Genomic DNA, 25,044 nt, shown 5'->3' with positions numbered 1-25,044 from the left:
GGGGTCAATGAAGGACCCGCGGCCCCTCTTCCTTTTCGAAATCGCCTTCAACCAGGCGCCCTGCCATTTGCACGCCGACACTCAACATCGCCTTGGCGACTTCTACGTGCTGGCCTTGCAGGAACGCTTTGGCATCCTCGGAGAAATCCAAAGTAACCAGAGAACCCTCGTCCTCAGCCCTGCGCAGCTCGATTCGGCCGTCTGGTAACTCGACAATTTCTAGAAAGGACGTTGGCATAAAGGTCTGTTCTCCACGAAAGGCGGGCATTATATAGGCATCGGCCAGGCTTCGCTCGGGATCTTGACCAGATGCCATCGCGAAATCAGCTTAGGGGGCAGAGCAAACAACCCTGCGGGTCGTTCGCTGCACCCTTCACTCCCTCAGCACTCGTTCAAGCCTGCGCGAAAACGGACGGCCAGGCTTTTCAAGTTCTGCCGCCAACTCTCAAGCTCCTCACGGCCCAGCTCCTGAGGTGCCTCTTCTTCATCCAGGTTGACTGCCAGGATCAACGGCTGCGTCACATCACCCTTGGGCTTGTGCGGCGCCCGTGGCGGCTGAAACAACGCGGCATGGGCAGCCAACAGTTTGGCCAGCCAGGTTTCCGGGTTGTTGGCCAGCTCGACCATCTCGGCCATTTCCGGAATTGCGATGCTTTCCAGCACTTCACGAGTCAGCAAGGATTCGGCCCGGGAGGCATTGGCTTGGGGCAAACGATAGAAACCGGCAATCTCGTGACACAACCCCAGCAAGGCACCATACAGGTGAAATAACGCCGATTCTCGCCCCGCCTGAATCAGCGCCAGGGAATTCATCGCCCGCCCCTCTTCGGCCTTGGCGAGCGCTTCCAGCGACAGGCCGGCGAAATAGATCTTCTGGTTGGTACGGGTATAGAGCTCGTGGGCCATGACGGCAGCCTCCACAACGAAATAATTGCTTCACGCAGGTCAGACAGTGTCGTGGATCAACTCCCCTTGCCGCAAGCATTGTCTAATCCTGAAGTGGGGTACCGGCTCATAAATCGCCCCGTAGGAGCCAGCGGTGCTGCGTTCCGACTTGCTGGCGCCGTCGTCGGAACGCCGCCCGCAGCAAGCCGGCTCCTACAGGTAAATGCGTACGGCTCCCGATCAGGCCGGCCGGTAGGCCGCCTCGCTTTGGCTTTGGCTTTTGATCTGGCTTTTGATTTTCTTGCCACATCGAGAGGCCGAGTGGAGGTTCTGCGCAGTGGGCCCTGTAGGAGCGGAACCATAGGTGGCCGTTACCGCAGGAATGGATATGTACTCGGTCAACAAATAATAGATCGCCTGTCAGGACGCCATCGCCGGCAGGCCGGCTCCCACAGTGGATCGGGTACAGCCGCAAGTGATTGGTCGGCTATATGACCGCCTTCGCTGCGATGCGGCGACCCGACAAGCCAGCTCCTACAGTGGATTGGGTATAACCGTGGGAGATCGGTCGGGTGTGAGGCTCTGCGCCGGAGAGCAGGCACCCTGCACAAACAAAAAAGCCGCATGAAAACCCGAAGGTCGTCATGCGGCTTTTTCTGTGGAGAGGCTTTTACGCCTTCGCAGCCGGTCGCTTGTCCTCGACCTTCCACTTGCCACCGTCGTAGAACGCTTTCCAGCCAGTCGGCTTGCCGTCGACTTCGGTCTGCACGTACTGCTCCTTGGTCTTGCGGCTGTAGCGGATCACGGCAGGCAGGCCATCTGGATCTTTCTTCGGCGCTTCGCAAAGGAAGTGGTACTTCGGATCGATCTCATCCTTGTGCGGCAAAATCTCGATCACCAGCGGCGCACGGGTCTCGCGGTTTTTCGGGAACTGGCTGGCGGCCAGGAACAGGCCCGAGGCACCGTCGCGCAGGATGTAGGTGTCGTTGACCTTTTCGCATTTGAGCTCAGGCATCTTCACCGGATCCATCTTCGGCGGCGCCGCATCACCGCTTTTCAGCAGTTTGCGGGTGTTCTTGCAGGTCGGGTTGGTGCAACCGAAGAACTTGCCGAAACGGCCGGTCTTGAGCTGCATCTCGCTGCCGCACTTGTCGCATTCCAGGCTCGGACCTTCATAACCCTTGATGCGATAGGTGCCCTCTTCGATTTCGTAGCCGGCGCAATCCGGGTTGTTGCCGCAGATGTGCAGCTTGCGCTTCTCGTCCAGCAGGTAGGCGTCCATCGCCGTGCTGCAGATCGGGCAGCGGTGCTTGCCACGCAGTACCAGGGATTCCGATTCACCCTCGTCGTCCGCGGCGATTTCGTCGCCCGGCACCAGGTTGACGGTCGCCTTGCAGCGTTCTTTCGGCGGCAGGCTGTAACCGGAGCAACCGAGGAACACACCGGTCGATGCGGTACGGATCTGCATCGGACGCCCGCACGTGGTGCACGGAATGTCGGTCATCACCGGCTGGTTGGCCCGCATGCCGCCGTCCGGGCTTTCGGCTACTTCGAGTTTCTTCTTGAAGTCGCCGTAGAACTCGTCGAGCACGTTTTTCCAGTCGCGTTCGCCCTGGGCCACGTCATCGAGGTGCTCTTCCATGCCGGCGGTGAAGCCGTAGTCCATCAGGTTGGAGAAGCTTTCGGCCAGGCGCTCGGTGACGATGTCGCCCATTTTTTCCGAATAGAAGCGACGGTTGTGCAGCGCCACGTAGCCGCGGTCCTGGATGGTCGAAATGATTGCCGCATAAGTCGAAGGACGACCGATGCCGCGCTTTTCCATTTCTTTCACCAGGCTGGCTTCCGAATAACGCGCCGGTGGCTTGGTGAAGTGCTGGGTCGGATCAAGCTTGATCAGCTTCATCGCGTCGCCCTGGGCCATGTCCGGCAGTACGTCGTCATCGCCCGGCTTGGCAATTTGCGGCATCACGCGGGTGTATCCGTCGAACTTGAGGATGCGGCCCTTGGCGCGCAGCTCGAAGTCGCCGGCACCGACGGTGACCGTGGTCGACAGGTATTGCGCCGGCAGCATCTGGCAGGCGAGGAACTGGCGCCAGATCAGCTCGTAGAGGCGCTCAGCGTCACGCTCCATGCCCGACAGCTTGCTTGGCTCAGTGTTGGCGTCGGAGGGACGAATCGCTTCGTGAGCCTCTTGTGCGCCTTCCTTGCTGCTGTAGACGTTCGGGGTTTCCGGCAGGTACTTCTTGCCGAATTCGCCTTCAATATAGGTACGCGCCATCGCCACGGCATCGACCGAGAGGTTGGTCGAGTCGGTACGCATGTACGTGATGTAGCCAGCTTCGTACAAACGCTGGGCCATCATCATGGTCTTCTTCACGCCGAAGCCCAGGCGGTTGCTCGCGGCCTGCTGCAGGGTGGACGTGATGAACGGCGCCGACGGCTTGCTGCTGGTCGGTTTGTCTTCGCGCTTGACGATGCTGTAGCTGGAAGCCTTGAGCTTCTCCAGCGCGGCCATGGCCTGGGCTTCGTTGAGCGGCTTGAAAGCTTCGCCCTTCTCGCGAGCGACGTCGAAACGCACGGTCGCGCCCTTGGCGGTGCCGAGGTCGGCGTGGACTTCCCAGTACTCTTCCGGGATGAACGCGCGGATCTCACGCTCACGCTCCACCACCAGCTTCACGGCAACCGATTGCACGCGACCGGCGGACAGGCCACGGGCGATCTTGGCCCACAGCAGCGGCGAGACCATGTAACCCACCACGCGGTCGAGGAAACGACGCGCCTGCTGGGCGTTGACACGATCGATGTCCAGCTCGCCTGGCTGGGAGAAGGCTTCCTGGATCGCCTTCTTGGTAATTTCGTTGAACACCACGCGCTTGTAGCGGGTGTCGTCACCACCGATGGCTTCGCGCAGGTGCCAGGCAATGGCTTCCCCCTCGCGATCCAAGTCGGTTGCGAGATAGATGGTGTCAGCATCCTTGGCGAGCCGGCGCAGCTCTTCGATGACCTTTTCCTTGCCCGGAAGGATCTCGTACTTGGCTTTCCAGCCATGATCGGGATCGACGCCCATGCGAGCGACCAACTGCTTGCGCGCCTTTTCTTTCGGCGACAAGGCCGGCGCTTCACCCGCAGCAGCCTTGCCGCGCTTGGCGGCTGGCTCTTTGCTGGCGCTAGCCGAACCGCTGGTGGGCAGGTCTCGGATATGGCCGATACTCGACTTCACCACGTATTCGTTGCCCAAATACTTGTTGATGGTCTTGGCCTTAGCCGGGGATTCCACAATGACCAGCGATTTGCCCATGGATCAGAAAATTCCTGAATTCTAGAAGTGAAAGGCGGTTGGCGCCTGACGCGGCACCGCTATATATAGTGGCTACAAGGTGAGGTCAAGCGCAGGGTTCTGCGCGCCCTGCCCTTACGGCTTCGGAAAAACGCTCGGTTCGGCTTGCACCAAAGCAAAGCGTGGCACCTGTTCGCCGTCAACTTCGACGGACTCCAGGAACATGCTCAAGGGGCGTACCCAAAAGCCGTAATCGCCATACAGGGCTTGGTAGAAGACCACTTCTTCCTCGGTTTCCGAATGCCGCGCGACACTGAACACACGGTACTGCGGACCTTTGTAATGTTGATAGAGCCCAGGTTGTATCGGCATGCTTCGGCCCTCACTGAAATCCGTTCAAAATAAAAAAATAAAAAAATCCACAAAAACAAAAACCGGGGCACTGGGCCCCGGCTTCCGTCAACGCAACGTTTAAACGCGTTCGAAGACGGTGGAGATGCCTTGGCCGAGACCAATGCACATGGTGGCTACCCCAAGGTTGCCGCCATTTTGCTTCATCACATTGAGCAAAGTGCCGGAGATTCGCGCACCGGAGCAACCGAACGGGTGGCCCAGGGCGATCGCGCCGCCGTGCAGGTTAACCTTCTCATTCATCTTGTCGAGCACTTTCAGATCTTTCAGCACTGGCAGGGCCTGTGCGGCGAAAGCTTCGTTGAGCTCGAAGTAGTCGATGTCAGAGATGCTCAGACCCGCACGCTTCAGTGCTTTCTGTGTGGCCGGTACTGGACCATAGCCCATGATCGCCGGATCCACACCTGCCACGGCCATCGAGCGGATCACCGCCATAGGCTGGATGCCCAGGTCCTGTGCACGCTGCGCCGACATCACGATCATGCACGAGGCACCATCGGTGATCTGCGACGAGGTACCGGCTGTCACGGTGCCGCCCTTCGGGTTGAAAGCAGGCTTCAACGCCGCCAGGCTTTCCAGGGTGGTTTCCGGACGAATGGTTTCGTCGTAGTCGAAGGTTTTCAGGAAACCGTTCTCGTCGTAGCCCTGCATCGGGATGATTTCGTCCTTGAACTTGCCTTCCACGGTCGCCTTGTGGGCGAGTTGGTGGGAGCGCACGCCAAAGGCGTCCTGCTGTTCGCGAGTGATGCCGTGCATCTTGCCCAGCATTTCCGCGGTCAGGCCCATCATGCCCGAAGCTTTTGCCGCGTACAGCGACATATGCGGGTTCGGATCGACACCGTGCATCATGCTCACGTGGCCCATATGCTCGACGCCGCCCACCACGAAAACGTCACCGTTGCCGGTCATGATCGCTTGCGCGGCGGTGTGCAGGGCACTCATCGACGAGCCACACAGGCGGCTGACGGTCTGGCCGGCCGAGGTGTGCGGGATCTGGGTCATCAGCGACGCCATGCGCGCGATGTTCCAGCCCTGCTCCAGGGTCTGGTTCACACAGCCCCAGATCACGTCCTCGACTTCGCTCGGGTCGACCTTGACGTTGCGTTCCAGCAATTTGCTGATCAGGTGCGCCGACATGTCTTCGGCGCGGGTGTTGCGGTGCATGCCGCCCTTGGAGCGGCCCATCGGAGTACGACCGAAGTCGACAATCACGACGTCTCTAGGATTCAAGCTCATAAGTTCACTCTCACTCTAGTTGGGGGCGCTTAACCGAAGAAGCTCTGGCCGTTCTTGGCCATTTCGCGCAGCTTCGCGGTCGGGTGGTACAGCGCGCCCAAATCAGCGTACTGGTCAGCCAGGGCAACGAACTGGGCAACACCGATCGAGTCGATGTAGCGCAGCGCACCGCCACGGAATGGAGGGAAACCGATACCGTAGACCAGACCCATGTCGGCTTCGGCGGCGGTTTCGACAATGCCGTCTTCCAGGCAACGTACGGTTTCCAGGCACAGCGGGATCATCATCCAGTTGATGATGTCTTCGTCGGTGACTTCGCGCTGTTCGAAGACGATCGGCTTGAGCACTTCCAGCACCGACGGATCGGCGACTTTCTTCTGCTTGCCGCGCTTGTCGGTCTCGTAGGCATAGAAGCCCTTGCCGTTCTTCTGGCCCAGGCGCTTGGCTTCGTAGAGCACGTCCACGGCCGAGCGACGGTCATCCTTCATGCGGTCCGGGAAGCCTTCAGCCATCACGTCGCGACCGTGGTGACCGGTGTCGATGCCGACCACGTCCATCAGGTACGCCGGGCCCATTGGCCAGCCGAATTTTTCCATGACCTTGTCGATACGGACGAAGTCCACACCGGCGCTGACGAGCTTGGCGAAACCGCCAAAGTACGGGAACAGCACACGGTTGACCAAAAAGCCCGGGCAGTCGTTGACCACGATCGGGTTCTTGCCCATTTTCTTGGCGTAGGCAACGGTAGTGGCAACCGACAGCTCGCTGGACTTCTCGCCACGGATCACTTCCACCAGCGGCATCATGTGCACCGGGTTGAAGAAGTGCATGCCGACGAAGTTTTCCGGACGCTTGAGGGCCTTGGCCAGCAAGGTGATGGAAATGGTCGAGGTGTTGGACGCCAGGATGGTGTCCTCCTTGACCTTGTCTTCGACTTCAGCCAGTACGGCTTGCTTGACCTTGGGGTTCTCGACGACAGCTTCAACCACCAGGTCGACGTGACCGAAATCACCGTAGGACAGGGTCGGACGAATGCCGTTGAGCACTTCAGCCATTTTCGCGGCGGTCATGCGGCCTTTATCAACGCGACCAACCAGCAGTTTGGCGGCTTCGGCCAGACCCTGCTCGATACCGTGCTCGTTGATGTCCTTCATCAGGATCGGCGTGCCTTTGGACGCCGACTGATAGGCGATACCGCCACCCATGATGCCGGCGCCCAGTACAGCGGCCTGCTTCACGTCCTTGGCGATTTCGTCGTAGGCCTTGGCCTTTTTCTTCAGTTCCTGATCGTTCAGGAACAGGCCGATCAGGCTCTGTGCTGCCGAGGTCTTGGCCAGCTTGACGAAACCGGCGGCTTCGATTTCCAGGGCCTTGTCACGACCGAAGTTCGCGGCTTTCTGGATGGTCTTGATCGCTTCGACCGGGGCCGGGTAGTTCGGGCCAGCCTGGCCGGCCACGAAACCCTTGGCGGTTTCGAAAGCCATCATTTGTTCGATCGCGTTCAGCTTGAGCTTTTCAAGCTTCGGCTGGCGCTTGGCCTTGAAGTCGAACTCGCCGGAAATGGCGCGCTTGATCAGTTCCAGTGCGGCATCCTGCAGCTTCTCAGGAGCAACCACGGCATCGACGGCGCCCACTTTCAGCGCGTCTTCAGGACGATTTTCCTTGCCGGCGGCAATCCACTCGATGGCGTTGTCGGTACCGATCAGGCGCGGCAGGCGCACGGTGCCGCCGAAGCCCGGGTAGATGCCCAGCTTGACTTCCGGCAGACCGATCTTGGCCTTGGTCGACATGACGCGGTAGTCCGCCGCCAGGCACATTTCCAGACCGCCGCCCAACGCGATGCCATTGATCGCGGCGACAGTCGGGACGTTGAGGTCTTCGAAATCGCTGAAAATCTTGTTGGCTTCGAGGTTGCCAGCCACAAGCTCTGCATCCGGCAGCTTGAAGTTGTCGACGAATTCGGTGATGTCGGCACCGACGATGAACACGTCCTTGCCACTGCTGACGATCACACCCTTGATCGACGCATCTGCCTTGATGGCGTCTACGGCCTGACGCAGTTCGTTCAGGGTTAGACGGTTGAACTTGTTGACGGACTCACCCTTGAGGTCGAACTTCAGTTCGACGATGCCACTTTCAAGAGCCTTAACCGTGATGGCTTTACCTTCGTAAATCATCAACTGATCTCCACGATATGGAAGCTGAACAGTACACGTCGGACGCAGGCGGATGGCTGGCAGGGACGTCAATCGTCGATGCTACGCCTATCCACCCGTCACACCCGCCAACGCGATAGTCGGGATTCTGTAGGAGCGTTTTGTCGGACAAACGCTCAATTCATACGCCCGTTTGATTTGGGTACGTCACCTTCACGGAATTTCCGACAATTGTCAATCGCCCAAAATGCGGGTTGAAATGCGACTTTGCGGTCATATCCGTACTGCCAGCACCTGCAATACGCACAGGTATGCACAACCATTCATAGGATCAATCATTAGAAAATTCGCCCTAATTCACGGCAGCCTGTGTTTAACGGGCTACGCTGGCGGGACTGGCGAAAAAAGTGAACGCTTTTGGCGAATGCCCAGCGTAAGATCAGCCCACTCAGAATTACCGGCCTGCCTGGCCACCCCCGCCCGATGAAGTTGTCGGGCTTTTTATTGCCCGCAAAAAAACCCTTGTAGGAGCGAGCTTGCTCGCGATGGACCTGAGAACGCCGCGGGGTGTCAGGTTTCAAACGTCATCGTTGACGTCCATCGCTGGCAAGCCAGCTCCTACAAGGGTGGGGGTTCAGGCGAGGGCTTTGAGGGTGGCGTCGATGTGCTGCAGGACCTCGGCCTCGCCCTTCTCGCCCCAATACAGGGTGATCATTTGCTTGTCGGCCTCGACCTTGTAGACGTTGGCCGGCAATTTTTCGAAATGATTGAGCAGCGCGGGATCTTCGCAGGGCTCCTGCCACTGGTTGACCCACAGCCCCGGTGATTTTTGCCAGTAGCTCCAGCATGCCGGCTGATTGCCCCGGCGTGGCCGATGGTACTGCGCACAGGGGTTTGGCGGCTCCTGGGCGAGCCAGTGCGGCCACTCCTGTGGCGCCAGCTGCATGGCCAGGCCAATGCGTCGCGCCTCCATGCGCAGGGCCATGCGACCGCTCTGATGGCGCGAGGGTCGCAGCCATGCCAGTGGACTGAGTACCACCAGCAGGATTGACACCACTATCCAGACCGTCATATCTGTACTCCCGATTCTTGATGAGCGCATTGAGTCACTTTGGAACCAATGCGCTTGAAACCAGCCATACTTACCAATATTGCAATCCTCAGGAGGAGCACCTCATGCCCTACAACCACATCCTGGTCGCTGTAGATCTGACCGAAGAGTGCGACCCTGTCATCCACCGTGCTCGCGAGCTGTCGGTGAGCAATGGGGCGAAATTGTCCCTGGTGCATATCGTCGAGCCAATGGCCATGGCCTTTGGTGGCGATGTGCCAATGGACCTGTCACAACTGCAACAGCAGCAGTTCGACCAGGCCAAGGAGCGTCTCGATCGTTTGATCCTGAAATACCCTGAGCTCTCCAGGGAATACAGCCACCTGACCTACGGCCAGCCACGCCAGGAGATTCACCACCTGGCCAAGGAGCAAGGGTGCGACATGATCGTGGTCGGCAGTCACGGCCGCCATGGCCTGGCACTGCTGCTGGGCTCCACCGCCAACGACGTCCTGCACGGCGCGCCTTGCGATGTGCTGGCAGTGCGCCTGCAAAACAAAAGCTAAAGCAAACCCGTGTAGGAGCTGCCGCAGGCTGCGATCTTTTGACTTTGATGTTTAAAAACAAGATCAAAAGATCGCAGCCTTCGGCAGCACCTACAAAAAGCCCGACACTCGCATTACCGAGGTCGGGCTTTTTTTGTTACAGGATCAATCAGGCATCCAGTTCGGCCCAGCGCTCGACCATGATGTCGAGTTCAGCCTGCAACTGCGCCAGCTGGGCGATCACCGCAGCGGTTTCCGCAGCCGGACGCAGGTAGAAGCCGGCATCGGCCATCTGCGCCTCGACGGCAGCGATCTGCTGTTCCATGGCTTCGATCTGCCCCGGCAACGCTTCCAGCTCACGCTGCAGCTTGTAGCTGAGCTTCTTCTTCGCCACCGGCGCCTCGACGGCGGCCGCCACAGGCGCAGGCTCGGCCTTGACCACGGCGGAGTTCAGGTCGGCCTTGCCGGACTTGCTCTCGGTCACGCCCAGCAGGCGCGGTGAACCACCCTGGCGCAGCCAGTCCTGGTAACCACCGACGTATTCGCGAACCAGACCTTCACCTTCGAACACCAGGGTGCTGGTCACCACGTTGTCGAGGAATGCCCGGTCGTGGCTGACCATCAGCACGGTGCCGTTGAAGGTCAGCAAGACCTCTTCGAGCAGCTCGAGGGTTTCCACGTCGAGGTCGTTGGTCGGTTCATCGAGTACCAGCAGGTTCGCCGGCTTGCTGAACAGCTTGGCCAGCAACAGACGGGCACGCTCGCCACCGGACAGCGCCTTGACCGGCGTGCGGGCACGCTGCGGGCTGAACAGGAAGTCGCCGAGGTAGCTCAGCACGTGGCGGCTCTGGCCGTCGATATCGATGAAGTCGCGACCTTCGGCGACGTTGTCGATCACGGTCTTTTCCAGGTCCAACTGGTGGCGCAACTGGTCGAAGTAGGCGACGTCGATCCGGGTGCCCTCTTCCACCTTGCCGCTGGTGGGCTGCAGGCCACTGAGCATCAGCTTGAGCAGGGTGGTCTTGCCGGTACCGTTGGCGCCGAGCAGACCGATGCGGTCGCCGCGCTGCAACACCATCGAGAAATCCTTGATCAGGAACGGACCGCCCGGGTGAGCAAAGCTCACGTTCTCGAGCACCATCACCTGCTTGCCGGACTTGTCGGCGGTTTCCAGCTGGATGTTGGCCTTGCCGGTGCGCTCACGACGCTCGCTGCGCTCGACGCGCAGGGCCTTGAGGGCGCGGACGCGACCTTCGTTACGGGTACGACGGGCCTTGATGCCCTGGCGAATCCACACTTCTTCCTGGGCCAGGCGCTTGTCGAACAGCGCGTTGGCGGTGGCTTCGGCGGCCAGCTCGGCTTCTTTATGCACCAGGAAACTGGCGTAATCGCCGTTCCAGTCGATCAGGCCACCGCGGTCCAGTTCGAGGATGCGGGTCGCCAGGTTCTGCAGGAAAGAACGGTCGTGCGTGATGAACAGCACGGCGCCCTGGAAATCCTTCAGCGCTTCTTCCAGCCAGGCGATGGCACCGATGTCCAGGTGGTTGGTCGGTTCGTCCAGCAGCAAAAGGTCCGGCTCGGACACCAGGGCCTGGGCCAGCAGCACACGACGACGCCAGCCACCGGACAATTCGGCGAGGGTCTTGTCGGCCGGCAACTGCAGGCGACTCAGGGTGCTGTCGACCAGGGTCTGCAAACGCCAGCCGTCGCGGGCTTCGAGGTCGTGCTGGACGTGCATCAGCTTGTCCAGATCGGCATCGGTGACGCAGTTCTGGCTCAGGTGGTGATACTCGGCGAGCAACGCGCCGACACCGTCCAGGCCTTCGGCAACCACGTCGAACACTGTCCGCTCGTCGGCTACCGGCAATTCTTGCGGCAATTCGCCAATCTTGAGCCCGGGTGCGCGCCAAACCGAGCCGTCATCGGGCTTCTGGTCGCCCTTGACGAGCTTCATCATGCTGGACTTGCCAGTGCCGTTGCGGCCGATGATGCACACCCGCTCTCCACGGGCGATCTGCCAGGACACCTTGTCCAACAACGGCATAGCGCCGAAAGCAAGGGACACATCGCTGAATTTGAGCAGGGTCATGAGCTTCTCCAAAAACCGGGCGCGCATTCTACCTGAAACGGGACCCTAGCAGGCCGGCATTTTCACCTTGGTAGCACTCTGCAGCACAAATGTTGCGAACTGATGCAGACAGCCCGGCAAAGCTTTCGCCCATTGCTGGCAAAAGGCTAAGCTACGAATAATTCAGTGCGGGCGTCGCCAGCACTTGTCATGTTTTTTCTGTCCGGACGTCTCATGCGCAGTCGCCTTTTCAATCTTTTGTCCTGTTTTCTACTTTCTGCCGCTGCCGTTCAATCCGTCCAGGCGGTGGACCTGTCCACCCAACGCCAGTACTACGATGAAGCCAAGCGCGCCCTGGCCAAGGGCGACACCGGCCCGTATTTCCGTTACAGCCAGGCCCTGGCCGACTACCCGCTGGAACCCTACCTGGCCTACGACGAGCTGACCGCGCGCCTGAAGACCGCGAGCAATGCCGAGATCGAGAAGTTCCTCGCCGAGCACGGTGACCTGCCCCAGGCCAACTGGATGAAGCTGCGCTGGTTGCGCTGGCTGGCCGAACGCGGCGATTGGGCGACGTTCGTCAAATATTACGACCCCAAGATGAATTTCACCGAACTGGACTGCCTGAACGCGCAGTACCAGATCAGCCACAACCAGAAGACCGAAGGCTACGCCAACGCCAACAAACTCTGGCTGACCGGCAAGACGCAACCGGCGGCGTGTGACGCGCTGTTCGGCATGTGGGCCGCCGAAGGCCAGCTCACCGAGCAGAAGCGCTGGGAACGCACCAAGCTCGCCGCCCAGGCGCGCAACTACCCACTGGCCAACAGCCTGGTCAATGGCTTGACCACCCTCGCCCCCCGTGGTCGCCTGCTGATCGATGTGGCACAGAAACCGGAGCTGCTCAATTCGCCGTCGCGCTTCACCCCGGCCGACGAACCGATGTCCGACGTGGTCAGCCTCGGCCTGCGCCGTCTGGCCCGCCAGGACCCGGACCGGGCCATGAGCCTGCTCGACGGTTATGCCAGCAGCATGCACTTCTCCCGCGACGAAAAAGTGGCGATCGCCCGGGAAATCGGCCTGACCCTGGCGAAACGCTTCGACAGCCGCGCGCTGGACATGATGACCAGGTACGACCCGGAGCTGCGCGACAACACGGTGTCTGAATGGCGCATGCGCTTGCTGCTGCGCCTGGCGCGCTGGGACGATGCCTACCAGCTGACGCGCCGCCTGCCCCAGGACCTGGCCACCGCCAACCGCTGGCGCTACTGGCAGGCCCGCAGCCTGGAACTGGCGCAACCGCAGAACCCCGAAGCGCAAACCCTCTACAAGAGCCTGGCGCGCGAGCGCGATTTCTATGGCTTCCTCGCCGCCGACCGTTCACAGTCGCCCTATTCGCTGAACAACAAACCGCTGGTGTTCAGCCAGGCGCTGATGAACAAGGTGCGCAACACCCCCGGCATACGTCGCGCCCTGGAGTTCCATGCCCGCGGGCAGATCGTCGACGGTCGCCGCGAGTGGTATCACGTCAGCCGTCACTTCAGTCGCGACGAAATGGTCGCCCAGGCGAAACTGGCCTACGACCTGAAATGGTATTTCCCGGCGATTCGCACCATCAGCCAGGCGCAGTACTGGGACGACCTGGACATTCGCTTCCCGATGGCCCACCGCGAAACCCTGGTCCGCGAAGCGAAGATCCGCGGCCTGCATCCCAGCTGGGTATTTGCCATCACCCGCCAGGAAAGCGCCTTCATGGACGACGCCCGCTCCAGTGTCGGTGCCAGCGGCCTGATGCAATTGATGCCGGGAACGGCCAAGGAAACCGCACGCAAGTTCAGTATTCCGCTGGCCTCGCCGCAGCAAGTGTTCAACCCGGACAAGAACATCCAGCTCGGCGCCGCCTACCTGAGCCAGGTCCACAGCCAGTTCAACGGCAACCGCGTCCTCGCCTCCGCCGCCTACAACGCCGGCCCGGGCCGCGTGCGCCAGTGGCTGCGCGGCGCCGATCACCTGAGCTTCGACGTCTGGGTGGAAAGCATCCCATTCGACGAAACCCGCCAGTACGTGCAGAACGTGCTGTCGTATTCGGTGATCTACGGCCAGAAACTCAACTCACCGCAACCGTTGGTGGATTGGCATGAGCGGTATTTCGACGATCAGTGAGATCCGTTGATACAAGATCAAAAGATCGCAGCCTGCGGCAGCTCCTACAGGGTGTACACCCGCCCCACTGTAGGAGCTGCCGCAGGCTGCGATCTTTTGAATGTGATCCTCAAATCCAGATGGCATCCCACAAGGGATAATCGCCAACCCTGGAAACCAATCCCGCCCGCAACGGATTCATGACGATATACCGCGCCGCCCCCTTGATATCCTCATCACGCCGTAACGCTCGATCGTAATACCCCCGCTGCCACAATCGCTGCTGCTCACCGCGCACCATATTGATCGAACGACTGCTACTGGACTTGATGCGACACATCAACTCCGCCAGCGTCCCGTGTTTCAATTCAATCAGCCAATGCAGATGATCCGGCATCACGACCCAGGCCATGGAAGTAATCGCCGAGCTTTCATCAGCGCAGCGCAGTTGATCCACCAACAAACGACCCAAGCGCCAGTCAGCGAACACCGGCTGGCGCTGATGAGTGACTGCCGTCAGCAGATAGAGGCGACCCTGTTCAGAAAATCTGGACTTGCGCAGGCGACACCCTTTTGCGGCGATGGGCATTCCGTTGCCCTCCCTGAATATGCAGATTCCGCAAGGTTAGCCCACTGATGTGAGGCCGCTGATCTGCGCGATTTCTGCATATTTCAGAGCGCCGTTACTGGGTCGGTTACTAGGTCGGTTACTAGGTCGGTCGCCAGCTCACTGAATGCCGCCTTGCAGAATTCAGCAGCGGCGATTCATGCCGCCTCATGTCCATCACTGAACTGCAACGCCGCCAGCCGCGCATACAACGCATTGTTCGCAATCAACGACTGGTGCGTTCCCACCGCCACCAGCTTCCCCTGATCCATCACCGCAATACGATCGGCGTTTTTTACCGTGGCCAGGCGGTGGGCGATGACCAGGGTGGTGCGGTTTTTCATCAGGCTCGGTAATGCCTGCTGGATCAGGTGTTCGCTTTGGGCGTCGAGGGCGCTGGTGGCTTCGTCCAGGAGCAGGATGGGTGCATCCACCAGCAGCGCGCGGGCGATGGCCAGGCGCTGGCGCTGGCCGCCGGACAAGCCCAGGCCGCCGTCGCCCAGGTGGGTCTGGTAGCCGTTGGGCATGGCTTCGATGAAGTCGTGGGCGTAGGCGATTTTGGCCGCTTCTCGAACCTCCTCCGAAGTCGCGGTCGGGTTGCCGTAGCGCAGGTTGTCTTCGATGCTGCCGTAAAACAGCGCCGGGGTTTGCGAAACCAGGGCGAAGCAACGCCGCAGGTCCAGTGGATCGAGCTGGGTCAGGGGCACGCCATCGAGCAGGATGCGCCCTTCGCCGGGGTCGTAAAAGCGCAGCAGCAGGTCATACACCGTCGATTTGCCAGCCCCGGACGGCCCGACCAACGCCAGGGTCTCCCCGGCCTGGATGCTCAGGCTCAGGCCATCGACGGCGTAGCTTTCGGGGCGTGAGGGGTAGCAAAAGCGCACATCCTGCAACACCAGGTCGCCCCGCACCCGCTCGGGCAAGGTCACCAGGCCCGTGGTCGGTGGCTGGATGATGTTCTGCGCCCGCAGCAACTCGGCAATTCGCTCTGCCGCACCCGCCGCGCGCTGCAACTCGCCGATCACCTCACTCAAGGTGCCGAACGCACTGCCGACGATCAGGCTGTAGAAAACGAACGCCGCCAGCTCACCCGCGGAAATCCGCCCGGCAATCACGTCCATGCCGCCGACCCAAAGCATCACGCCGACGGCGCCCAATACCAGCACGATCACCAGGGTAATCAGCCAGGCCCTCTGGAAGATGCGCTTGCGCGCCGTGTCGAACGCCTCCTCCACGGTGACGGCGAAACGCTGTTCGTCCTGGGCCTGGTGGTTGTAGGCCTGCACGGTCTTGATCTGGCCCAGGGTCTCGGACACATAGCTGCCGATATCGGCAATCCGGTCCTGGCTCAGGCGCGACAGGCTGCGCACCCGCCGGCCGAAAATCAGGATCGGCGCAATCACCAACGGCAAGGCAATCACCACGATGCTGGTGAGCTTGGGATTGGTGACAAACAGCAGGACGATCCCGCCGATCACCATTAGCAAATTGCGCAGGAACAGCGACAGGGAAGAGCCGATCACCGATTGCAGCAGCGTGGTATCGGCGGTCAGCCGCGACTGGATCTCGGAGCTGCGGTTGTCCTCGTAGAACCCCGGGTGCAAGTAGACCAGATGATTGAACACCCGGCGACGGATGTCGGCGACGCAGCGCTCGCCGATCCACGACACCAGGTAAAACCTGGCGAAGGTGCCGACCGCCAGGCCGATCACCAGCAGCATGAACAAGCCGATGGACTGGTTGAGCAGATGCGGCGACTGGGTCATGAACCCTTGATCCACCAACAGGCGAATGCCCTGCCCCATGGACAAGGTAATGCCCGCCGTGACGACCAGCGCGAACAGGGCACCCAGCGCGTGCCAGCGATAAGGCGCGATGAAACGACTGGCCAGGCGAATCGCACGACGGTGACGAACAGTGAGCATTTGCATCATCCACAACGCAGTAATTGACAGGATCAGCGTACACCGACCCGAGGGTGGAACCTGTTGAATCAGAATGAGTCAGGTTAATTATGACCGTGAAGTCTAGTGCCTAGACGCTATTGGTCTAAAGTTGCGGTAGCCATGTCGGGATATTTCTGGTCGACTGGCGATGCCGTTCAGGAGCGATCGCAGGGAGTTGTCACAGCCTGGTCACCTGACGGTTCTAATCTAGGCACACAACCTGATGAGGAGACAGGCCATGTCCTTGCAACAACGCAGCGATGACAAGATTGAAGTGATCCGCACGCAGCCAGACCAGTCTCTGGGGTGCTCGATAATCGATGAACAGGGCCGCGAAGTACCGATCACTGAAAACATGATCCAGCACGCGTGCAGCGAACTGGAGAAGCGATTGGTCAAGCCTGCCGAACAAGAGTGATGTAGCCACCGTCTTCATTGACCCGGCCCATTTGGGCCGGGTTTTTTATTACCCGATTTTCAGATAGCCGTCGCGCCCAGAGCCGCCACGATGTGCCGCAACGCCGGCGCATCCCCATCAATGCGCACCTGCAACCCGTCGATCTCGCGTCGCGATGGATAGTTTTTGCGCAGCCCATCGAACGCCGCACGCTGCTCACTCACACTGCCCACAAGGCTGCGGCGAAAATCCGCATCGTCACGGCGCGGGTCGTACACCCCGCGGCACAACATCGCCAGGGCCCAGGCCGGGTCGGTGTCCGCACTCAAGGTCACCTGCGACAGCCACGGGGCTGGCAGCAAGTCGTTCAGGCTGACCTGGGGCGCTTGCCCGAGGAACTCGCAGTACGCCTGATAGATCTGCGCCGTGCCGCGTTGCTTGCCATCGAGGCTGTAGCCGGCAATGTGCGGCGTGGCCAGCACGCAGAGTTCGGCCAGGGCCACATCGACTTCGGGCTCAGCCTCCCAGACATCGAGTACCGCCTGCAGGTCCTCGCGCTGCAGCAGCACCTGGCGCAAGGCGCGGTTGTCCACCACCGGGCCACGGCTGGCGTTGACCAGCCAGGTGCCGGGCTTTAGCTGATTCAGGCGTTTTTCATCGAGCAGATGCCAGGTCGGCTGGGCGCCCTGCCGGGTCAATGGTGTGTGCAGGCTGATCACGTCGCACTGCTCGATGATCTGCTCAAGGCTGACGTAATCGCCCCCTTCAGCGGCCTGGCGTGGCGGATCGCAGACCAGCACCTTCCAGCCCAGGCCCTGCAGGACCTTGACCAATCGTCCACCCACCTCACCAGCCCCCACAACACCGTAAGTGCGTTGAGTCAGGTCGGCGCCTTCGATTTCAGCCAGTGTCAGCAGGCTGCCAAGCACGTAGTCGACCACGCCCCGGGCGTTGCAGCCCGGCGCGCTGGACCAGGTGATGCCGGCCTGCTGAAAGTATTCCAGGTCCAGGTGATCGGTGCCGATGGTGCAGGTGCCGACAAAGCGCACCTTGCTGCCTTCCAGCAACGCACGGTCGACGCGGGTGACCGAGCGCACCAGCAACACATCGGCCTGCTCGACCGTGGCGCGGTCGATGGAGCGCCCCGGCACCCGGCGGATTTCACCGAAATGTTCGAAGAAGGCGTCTAGCAGGGGGATATTTTCGTCGGCAACAATCAGCATGTCAGGCTCCTTTGGCGGATCGGCAGTGTAGGCGTAGTTGACGTGTTGCGCCTAGCATCGATGCCCCTGTAGGAGCGAGCTTGTTCGCGAAAAACCTGAGAACGCCGCGTTTATTCAGGCAGCCCTCGTCATCGTTGACCTCCATCGCGAGCAGGCTCGGTCCCACAGGATTACAAATCCCCAACACAGTCTTTTCCTGACCGCTGCGTCAATCTGTAGAATGCGCTCCCGCGCAGCCAACATATTTGGACGTTTTGCCCTTGAACTCCGTGACCGACCACACCACCAGCCCTTCCCTCTCCCGCCCCGCCCGGGTCCGCCTGGAGCTGAAAAACCTGCTCGGCCTGGCCCTGCCGATCATGATCGCGCAACTGGCCACCACGGCGATGGGCTTCGTCGATGCGGTGATGGCCGGCCGGGTCGGGCCGCGTGACCTGGCGGCGGTGGCGCTGGGCAACTCGATCTGGGTGCCGGTGTTCCTGCTGATGACCGGCACGTTGCTGGCCACCACGCCGAAAGTCGCCCAGCGCTTCGGTGCCGGCACCCACAGCGAGATCGGCCCGATCGTGCGCCAGGCGCTGTGGCTGGCCCTGGTGGTGGGCCTGATCGCCACTGGCCTGCTGCTGGGCGCCGAACCGGTCTTGCGCGTGATGAAGGTCGATCCCGAACTGATCGGCCCCTGCATGCAGTACCTGCACGGCATCGCCAGCGGCCTGCCGGCGGTCGCTATCTACCATGTGCTGCGCTGCTTCAGTGACGGCCTGGGGCGCACCCGTCCGGCAATGGTGCTGGGCCTGTGCGGCCTGGCGCTGAACATTCCGCTGAACTACGTGTTCATCTATGGCCACTTCGGCGTGCCGGCCATGGGCGGCGTCGGTTGTGGCTGGGCCACGGCGATCGTGATGTGGGTGATGGCCCTGGGCATGGCCGGCTGGGAGCGCTGGGCACCGGCGTATCAGTCGAGCCAGCTGTTCAGCCGTTTCGACTGGCCGCAATGGTCGGTGATCAAGCGCCTGCTGGGCATCGGCCTGCCGATCGGCATCGCCGTGTTCGCCGAGTCGAGCATCTTCGCGGTGATCGCCCTGCTGATCGGTAGCCTCGGCGCCACCGTGGTCGCCGGACACCAGATTGCCCTCAACTTCAGCTCGCTGGTGTTCATGATCCCCTACTCCCTGGGCATGGCCGTGACCGTGCGCGTCGGCCAGGCGCTGGGGCGCGAGCAACCCCGGGAAGCGCGCTTCGCCGCGGGCGTCGGCATGGGCACGGCGCTGGCGTATGCCTGTCTCTCGGCGAGTTTGATGCTGTTGCTGCGCGAGCACATCGCAACCATCTACACGGCGGACCCGACGGTGATCAGGGTGGCGGCGATGTTGATCGTGTATTCAGCGCTGTTCCAGTTTTCCGATGCGATCCAGGTCACGGCGGCCGGTGCGTTGCGCGGCTATCAGGACACCCGGGTGACGATGATCCTGACGCTGTTCGCCTACTGGGGCATCGGCCTGCCAGTGGGCTACGCCCTCGGCCTGACCGACTGGTTCGGCACGCCAAGTGGCCCGAGCGGGCTGTGGCAGGGTTTGATCGTCGGCCTGAGCTGCGCGGCGCTGATGCTGTCGATCCGCCTGACGCGCAGTGCGCGCAAGCGTATTCGTATCAGCCTGAAATGACCTTGTAGGAGCGAGCTTGCTCGCGAAGGCGGTGTGTCAGTCAACATTGATGGTGGCTGATAGGCCGTCTTCGCTGGCAAGCCAGCTCCTACAAGGTTTTGCGGCTCAATCGGATATGACCTTGTAGGAGCGAGCTTGCTCGCGAAGGCGGTGTGTCAGTCAACATTGATGGTGGCTGATAGGCCGTCTTCGCTGGCAAGCCAGCTCCTACAAGGTTTTGTGGGTCAGTCGGATTTTTTGCGGATCCAGTAGAGGTAGGTGCCGGCATCTTCATGTTGCCCCACCAGCTCATGGTCAAGAAACACGCAGAACTTGGGAATATCGCGGCGGGTCGACGGATCGGTGGCGATCACCTTGAGCAGGCCGCCGGGCACCAGGTCACGGATGTGCTGGTGCAGCATCATCACCGGCTCCGGGCAGTTGAGGCCGGTGGCATCGAGGGTGCCGTCTACCGGCGTATCAAGCAATTCACTCATGATTCACTCCTGAAACTTGCCGGCATTGTCGCCCATTGCCGGGTGTTCGGTCATCTGTTGCATTACGCCGGCCTTGTGGAATTACCACGGTCCTGTGGGAGCGGGCTTGCTCGCGAAAGCGGTGTGTCACCAGCGTTGATGTCGATTGACACGACGCCTTCGCGAGCAAGCCCGCTCCCACATGGGGCCGTTCGTCTCAGCGGGACTTGGTTTTCTTCACGTCCAGGCGGCGCAGGTGGCAGGTCACTTCCTCACGGTCGTGGTACAGCTGTTTGCAGCCGATCTCGACCTTGATGCCCCGCGCCTTGAAACCGTCGGCAATACGCTCCAGCAAGCGCTTCACCTCGGCATACCGCTGCTTCATCGGCAACTTGAGGTTGACCACCGCCTCGCGGCAATGCCCCTCGCCGATCCACTCTTCCAGCATCGCCGCATTGCGTGCCGGTTTCTCGACAATGTCGCACACCATCCAATCCACCGGCTGCTTGGGCTTGAAGGTGAAACCGTCGGCCATAAGGTGCTGCACCAGGCCGGTGTCCATCAGGCTTTCAGCCATCGGGCCATTATCGATGGCGGTCACCAGCATGCCACGGTTGACCAACTGCCAGGTCCAGCCGCCGGGCGCCGCGCCCAGGTCGACACCGGTCATGTCGCTGTGCAGGCGCTCGTCCCACTGGTCCCGCGGGATGAAATGGTGCCAGGCCTCTTCGAGCTTCAAGGTCGAACGGCTCGGCGCCTCACGGGGGAATTTCAGGCGCGGAATGCCCATCGGCCACATCGCCGAGTTGTTCGACTCCGCCAGGCCAACGAACACTTCACGGCCGCTCTTGAACGTCAACAGCAGGCGCGGCTTGGTCGCATCGTCCACCAGCTTGCCGGCGCCGGTCAGCGCCTTGCGCAGCGGGCCTTCGAACTTCTTGCAGAAATTCGACAGCTCCTTGCCATCATTGGTGTCGACCACTTCCAGCCACAGGCTGCCGCAGGTCGGGAAATCCGCCAGGTGCGCGAGGATCACGCTGATGCGATCGCTCTCCGGCAGGTCGATAAAGATTCCCCGGGCCCACTGGCGCGGGAAGATCAGGTTGGTAAAACGCTGCCCGCGCATCAGGCGCTCGGCGCCGTCTTCTTCGGTGCAGACAAACTCGGCGCAGGCGCTGGCCGCCTTGGCCTTGGCATAACCGGCCACGTTCAGTTGTGCGGCGAGGTCGGAAATCTCGGAACAGACTTCACCTTCGAAGCCCGGCCGGCAATGCATGAAAAGGGTGTTCATTCTTACTCCTGGGCAGATGGCGAGACATTCAACCACTGCGCGAATGCCCAGACTTGCGCTAACGCAAAGCCTGTCACGAAAACCGGCGCATGATAGCCGACTTCGGAACCTCGGACTTGCCCATAGAGTCCAGTTATTAGCCAGCTACTTAAAACAGGGCTAGGTTTAATGCTCTGCCCGTTCCCTCAGTCCGTACCCGTGCGGACTCCAAGGAGTGACCGTAATGCCGTCCCTCGATAGCCTGAAGACCCTTAAAACCCTGCAAGTCGACGACAAGACCTACCACTATTACAGCCTGCCGGAGGCCGCCAGGAGCCTCGGCGACCTCGACGCACTGCCCATGTCGCTCAAGGTGCTGCTGGAAAACCTGCTGCGCTGGGAAGACGCCAAGACCGTCACCTGCGCCGACCTCAAGGCCATTGCCGCGTGGCTCAAGGAGCGCCGCTCCGATCGCGAGATCCAATACCGCCCGGCGCGGGTGCTGATGCAGGACTTCACCGGCGTGCCCGCCGTGGTCGACCTGGCCGCCATGCGCGCGGCCATGGCCAAGGCCGGCGGCGACCCGCAGCGTATCAACCCGCTGTCCCCGGTAGACCTGGTGATCGACCACTCGGTGATGGTCGACAAATTCGCCACCAGCAGCGCCTTCGAACAGAACGTCGACATCGAAATGCAGCGCAACGGCGAGAGATACGCCTTCCTGCGCTGGGGCCAGAGCGCCTTCGACAACTTCAGCGTGGTGCCGCCCGGCACCGGCATCTGCCACCAGGTCAACCTGGAATACCTGGGCCGCACCGTCTGGACCAAGGACGAAGACGGCCGCACCTACGCCTTCCCCGACACCCTGGTCGGCACCGACTCCCACACCACCATGATCAACGGCCTCGGCGTACTCGGCTGGGGCGTCGGCGGCATCGAAGCCGAAGCGGCGATGCTCGGCCAACCGGTGTCGATGCTGATTCCCGAAGTGATCGGTTTCAAGCTCACCGGCAAACTCAAGGAAGGCATCACCGCCACCGACCTGGTGCTGACCGTCACCCAGATGCTGCGCAAGAAAGGTGTGGTCGGCAAATTCGTCGAGTTCTACGGCGACGGCCTGGCCGACCTGCCCCTGGCCGACCGCGCGACCATCGCCAACATGGCGCCGGAGTACGGCGCCACCTGCGGCTTCTTCCCCGTGGACGACGTGACCTTGAGCTACCTGCGCCTGTCCGGCCGCCCCGACGCCACGGTCAAACTGGTCGAGGCCTACAGCAAGGCCCAGGGCCTGTGGCGCCTGCCGGGCAAGGAACCGCAATTCACCGACAGCCTGGCCCTGGACCTGGCCAGCGTCGAAGCCAGCCTCGCCGGGCCCAAGCGCCCGCAAGACCGCGTCTCGCTGCCGAACGTCGCGCAAGCCTTCAGCGACTTCATCGGCCTGCAACTCAAACCCACCAGCAAGGAAGAAGGCCGCCTGGAAAGCGAAGGCGGCGGCGGTGTGGCGGTGGGCAATGCGGACATGGCCGGCGAAGTGGACTACGAATTCGAAGGCCAGACGATTCGCCTGAAAAACGGCGCGGTGGTGATCGCCGCCATCACCTCCTGCACCAACACCTCCAACCCGAGCGTGATGATGGCGGCCGGGCTGCTGGCGAAAAAAGCCGTGGAAAAAGGCCTGCGGCGCAAACCCTGGGTGAAAAGCTCGCTGGCCCCCGGCTCCAAAGTGGTTACCGACTACTACAAGGCCGCCGACCTGACGCAGTACCTCGATACCCTGGGTTTTGCCCTGGTCGGTTATGGCTGCACCACCTGCATCGGCAATTCCGGGCCACTGCCGGAACCCATCGAAAAAGCCATCCAGAAAGCCGACCTGACCGTAGCCTCGGTGCTGTCGGGCAACCGCAACTTCGAGGGCCGAGTCCACCCGCTGGTGAAAACCAACTGGCTGGCCTCGCCACCGCTGGTGGTCGCCTATGCCCTGGCCGGCACCGTACGCATCGACCTCAGCCGCGAGCCCCTGGGCGAAGACCAGAACGGCAACCCGGTGTACCTGCGCGACATCTGGCCCAGCAGCCAGGAAATCGCTGAGGCAGTCGAGCGGGTCAACACCGCCATGTTCCACAAGGAATACGCCGAAGTGTTCGCCGGCGACGAACAATGGCAAGCCATCGAAGTGCCGCAAGCGGCCACCTACGTCTGGCAGGACGACTCGACCTACATCCAGCATCCACCGTTCTTCGACGACATCGGCGGCCCGCCACCGGTGGTCAAGGACGTCAGCGGCGCGCGCATCCTCGCCCTGCTCGGCGACTCGGTGACCACCGACCACATCTCCCCCGCCGGCAACATCAAGGCCGACAGCCCCGCAGGCCAGTACCTGCGGGAAAAAGGCGTGGAACCGCGCGACTTCAACTCCTACGGCTCACGCCGCGGCAACCACCAGGTGATGATGCGCGGCACCTTCGCCAACATCCGCATTCGCAACGAAATGCTGCACGGCGAAGAAGGCGGCAACACCTACTACATCCCCACCGGCGAAAAACTGCCGATCTACGACGCCGCCATGCGCTACCAGGCCTCCGGCACCCCGCTGGTGGTCATCGCCGGCCAGGAATACGGCACCGGCTCCAGCCGCGACTGGGCCGCCAAGGGCACCAACCTGCTGGGCATCAAGGCCGTCATCGCCGAAAGCTTCGAACGCATCCACCGCTCCAACCTGGTGGGCATGGGCGTGCTACCGCTGCAGTTCAAACTCGACCAGAACCGCAAGAGCCTGAACCTGACCGGCCGCGAAACCCTGGACATCCTCGGCCTGACCGGCGTTGAACTAACCCCGCGGATGAACCTGACCCTGGTCATCACCCGGGAGAATGGCAGCCGGGAAAAAATCGAAGTGTTGTGCAGGATTGATACGCTTAATGAGGTGGAGTACTTCAAGTCAGGAGGGATATTGCACTACGTGTTGCGGCAGTTGATTGCGTCGTAAGCGCGGGACAATCAGTGTTGAGGCTTCAGGCGCTGTTGCATCGGTAACGGCGCCTGAAGCCCTCCCTTACAACCTGCCATCCAAGCACCTTGCCGGCGAAGGCATCCTTACAACCAACTAATTACTTGCGAATGCACTCAATCCACTGTGGGAGCCAGCCTGCTGGCGATGGCGCCCTAACAGCCCACCATTCCCTCGCGGCAGCACCCAATCCCCTGTAGGAGCCGGCTTGCCAGCGATGGCGCCCTCAAAGCCGACCATTCCCTCACGACTGCACCCAACCCCCTGTAGGAACTGGCTTGCCAGCGAAGGCGCCCTCACAGCCAACCATTCCCTCGCGACTGTACCCAAAACCACTGTAGGAGCTGGCTTGCCAGCGAAGGCGCCCTCACAGCCAACCACTCGCCCCCGGGATGCACCCGATCCACTGTGGGAGCCAGGCCTGCTGGCGATAGCGGCCTCACAGCCGACCATTCCCTCACGACTGTACCCAACCCCCTGTAGGAGCTGGCTTGCCAGCGAAGGCGCCCACACAGCCAACCATTCCCTCGCGACTGTACTCAAAACCACTGTAGGAGCTGGCTTGCCAGCGAAGGCGCCCTCACAGCCGACCATTCCCTCGCGACTGTACCCAAAATCCACTGTAGGAGCTGGCTTGCCAGCGAAGGCGCCCTGACAGCCGATGATTGTCTTCCAGGTGATCACCGCGAGTCAGAACGCCTGCA

Annotated in this window: 18 protein-coding genes; 5 read left to right on the top strand and 13 right to left on the bottom strand. The window is 61.4% G+C overall.

Annotated features, from left to right (window positions below; all coding sequences use genetic code 11):
* Positions 1-4 precede the first annotated feature (4 nt).
* The 7 genes from DKB71_RS09635 to DKB71_RS09605 all read right to left on the bottom strand — a co-directional run bounded on the left by DKB71_RS09635 (position 5) and on the right by DKB71_RS09605 (position 9,037).
* The gene (locus DKB71_RS09635) at positions 5-238 is read right to left on the bottom strand and encodes a hypothetical protein (protein WP_274077098.1); all 234 of its coding nucleotides are present in this window, start codon (positions 236-238) and stop codon (positions 5-7) included.
* A 143-nt stretch (positions 239-381) separates the two neighbouring features.
* On the bottom strand, positions 382-906 hold the full coding sequence (locus DKB71_RS09630; RefSeq protein WP_408600187.1) for a DUF6586 family protein: 525 nt from the start codon (positions 904-906) through the stop codon (positions 382-384).
* Between the two features lie 649 nt (positions 907-1,555).
* Positions 1,556-4,183 carry a type I DNA topoisomerase gene (topA, locus tag DKB71_RS09625; RefSeq protein WP_274077085.1) on the bottom strand — a complete coding sequence of 876 codons (2,628 nt, stop codon included), beginning with the start codon at positions 4,181-4,183 and terminating at the stop codon, positions 1,556-1,558.
* A gap of 114 nt (positions 4,184-4,297) precedes the next feature.
* Positions 4,298-4,534 carry a DUF1653 domain-containing protein gene (locus tag DKB71_RS09620; RefSeq protein ID WP_046819512.1) on the bottom strand — a complete coding sequence of 79 codons (237 nt, stop codon included), beginning with the start codon at positions 4,532-4,534 and terminating at the stop codon, positions 4,298-4,300.
* Positions 4,535-4,633: 99 nt separating this feature from the next.
* On the bottom strand, positions 4,634-5,809 hold the full coding sequence (fadA, locus tag DKB71_RS09615; protein WP_323608959.1) for an acetyl-CoA C-acyltransferase FadA: 1,176 nt from the start codon (positions 5,807-5,809) through the stop codon (positions 4,634-4,636).
* Between the two features lie 29 nt (positions 5,810-5,838).
* Positions 5,839-7,986 (bottom strand): fatty acid oxidation complex subunit alpha FadB, encoded by a 2,148-nt coding sequence (gene fadB / locus DKB71_RS09610; protein ID WP_408600186.1) that lies wholly within the window; start codon positions 7,984-7,986, stop codon positions 5,839-5,841.
* 613 nt (positions 7,987-8,599) lie between these two features.
* The gene (locus DKB71_RS09605; RefSeq protein ID WP_274077088.1) at positions 8,600-9,037 is read right to left on the bottom strand and encodes a hypothetical protein; all 438 of its coding nucleotides are present in this window, start codon (positions 9,035-9,037) and stop codon (positions 8,600-8,602) included.
* 104 nt (positions 9,038-9,141) lie between these two features.
* On the opposite strand from DKB71_RS09605, the gene DKB71_RS09600 reads away from it, so the two are divergent.
* Positions 9,142-9,582 (top strand): universal stress protein, encoded by a 441-nt coding sequence (locus DKB71_RS09600; RefSeq protein WP_274077089.1) that lies wholly within the window; start codon positions 9,142-9,144, stop codon positions 9,580-9,582.
* 148 nt (positions 9,583-9,730) lie between these two features.
* Here the strand turns inward: DKB71_RS09600 and DKB71_RS09595 are convergent, their stop codons facing one another.
* The gene (locus tag DKB71_RS09595) at positions 9,731-11,650 is read right to left on the bottom strand and encodes an ATP-binding cassette domain-containing protein (protein ID WP_323627522.1); all 1,920 of its coding nucleotides are present in this window, start codon (positions 11,648-11,650) and stop codon (positions 9,731-9,733) included.
* A gap of 213 nt (positions 11,651-11,863) precedes the next feature.
* On the opposite strand from DKB71_RS09595, the gene DKB71_RS09590 reads away from it, so the two are divergent.
* Positions 11,864-13,792, top strand: a complete 1,929-nt coding sequence (locus DKB71_RS09590; protein ID WP_323608958.1) for a transglycosylase SLT domain-containing protein — start codon at positions 11,864-11,866, stop codon at positions 13,790-13,792.
* A 109-nt stretch (positions 13,793-13,901) separates the two neighbouring features.
* Here the strand turns inward: DKB71_RS09590 and DKB71_RS09585 are convergent, their stop codons facing one another.
* Complete coding sequence (locus DKB71_RS09585) at positions 13,902-14,360, bottom strand: REP-associated tyrosine transposase (RefSeq protein ID WP_408600185.1); 459 nt, start codon at positions 14,358-14,360, stop codon at positions 13,902-13,904.
* 176 nt (positions 14,361-14,536) lie between these two features.
* A complete protein-coding gene (locus DKB71_RS09580) occupies positions 14,537-16,303 on the bottom strand; it encodes an ABC transporter transmembrane domain-containing protein (RefSeq protein WP_406592830.1) in 1,767 nt (588 codons plus the stop codon).
* A gap of 259 nt (positions 16,304-16,562) precedes the next feature.
* On the opposite strand from DKB71_RS09580, the gene DKB71_RS09575 reads away from it, so the two are divergent.
* Positions 16,563-16,742 (top strand): PA1571 family protein, encoded by a 180-nt coding sequence (locus DKB71_RS09575; protein WP_274077093.1) that lies wholly within the window; start codon positions 16,563-16,565, stop codon positions 16,740-16,742.
* Positions 16,743-16,801: 59 nt separating this feature from the next.
* On the opposite strand, the gene pdxB is transcribed toward DKB71_RS09575, so the two are convergent.
* Complete coding sequence (pdxB, locus tag DKB71_RS09570; protein ID WP_408600184.1) at positions 16,802-17,944, bottom strand: 4-phosphoerythronate dehydrogenase PdxB; 1,143 nt, start codon at positions 17,942-17,944, stop codon at positions 16,802-16,804.
* A 260-nt stretch (positions 17,945-18,204) separates the two neighbouring features.
* Here pdxB and DKB71_RS09565 point away from each other — a divergent pair, with 260 nt between their 5' ends.
* Complete coding sequence (locus DKB71_RS09565) at positions 18,205-19,608, top strand: MATE family efflux transporter (RefSeq protein ID WP_274077095.1); 1,404 nt, start codon at positions 18,205-18,207, stop codon at positions 19,606-19,608.
* A gap of 224 nt (positions 19,609-19,832) precedes the next feature.
* Here the strand turns inward: DKB71_RS09565 and tusA are convergent, their stop codons facing one another.
* Both tusA and rlmM read right to left on the bottom strand, forming a co-directional pair.
* Entirely contained in the window at positions 19,833-20,084 is a 252-nt protein-coding gene (gene tusA / locus DKB71_RS09560) for a sulfurtransferase TusA (protein ID WP_274077684.1), read from the bottom strand.
* A 196-nt stretch (positions 20,085-20,280) separates the two neighbouring features.
* Entirely contained in the window at positions 20,281-21,354 is a 1,074-nt protein-coding gene (gene rlmM / locus DKB71_RS09555) for a 23S rRNA (cytidine(2498)-2'-O)-methyltransferase RlmM (RefSeq protein WP_323608954.1), read from the bottom strand.
* 223 nt (positions 21,355-21,577) lie between these two features.
* Here rlmM and acnA point away from each other — a divergent pair, with 223 nt between their 5' ends.
* Entirely contained in the window at positions 21,578-24,319 is a 2,742-nt protein-coding gene (acnA, locus tag DKB71_RS09550) for an aconitate hydratase AcnA (RefSeq protein WP_408600183.1), read from the top strand.
* The last annotated feature ends 725 nt before the right edge of the window (positions 24,320-25,044 follow it).

The organism is Pseudomonas sp. PLMAX, assembly GCF_046042685.1.
In the GTDB taxonomy this organism is placed as follows: domain Bacteria; phylum Pseudomonadota; class Gammaproteobacteria; order Pseudomonadales; family Pseudomonadaceae; genus Aquipseudomonas; species Aquipseudomonas putida_AE.
Note: the sequence above shows the minus strand (reverse complement) of the source record. Positions and strands in the feature narration are given on the sequence as shown.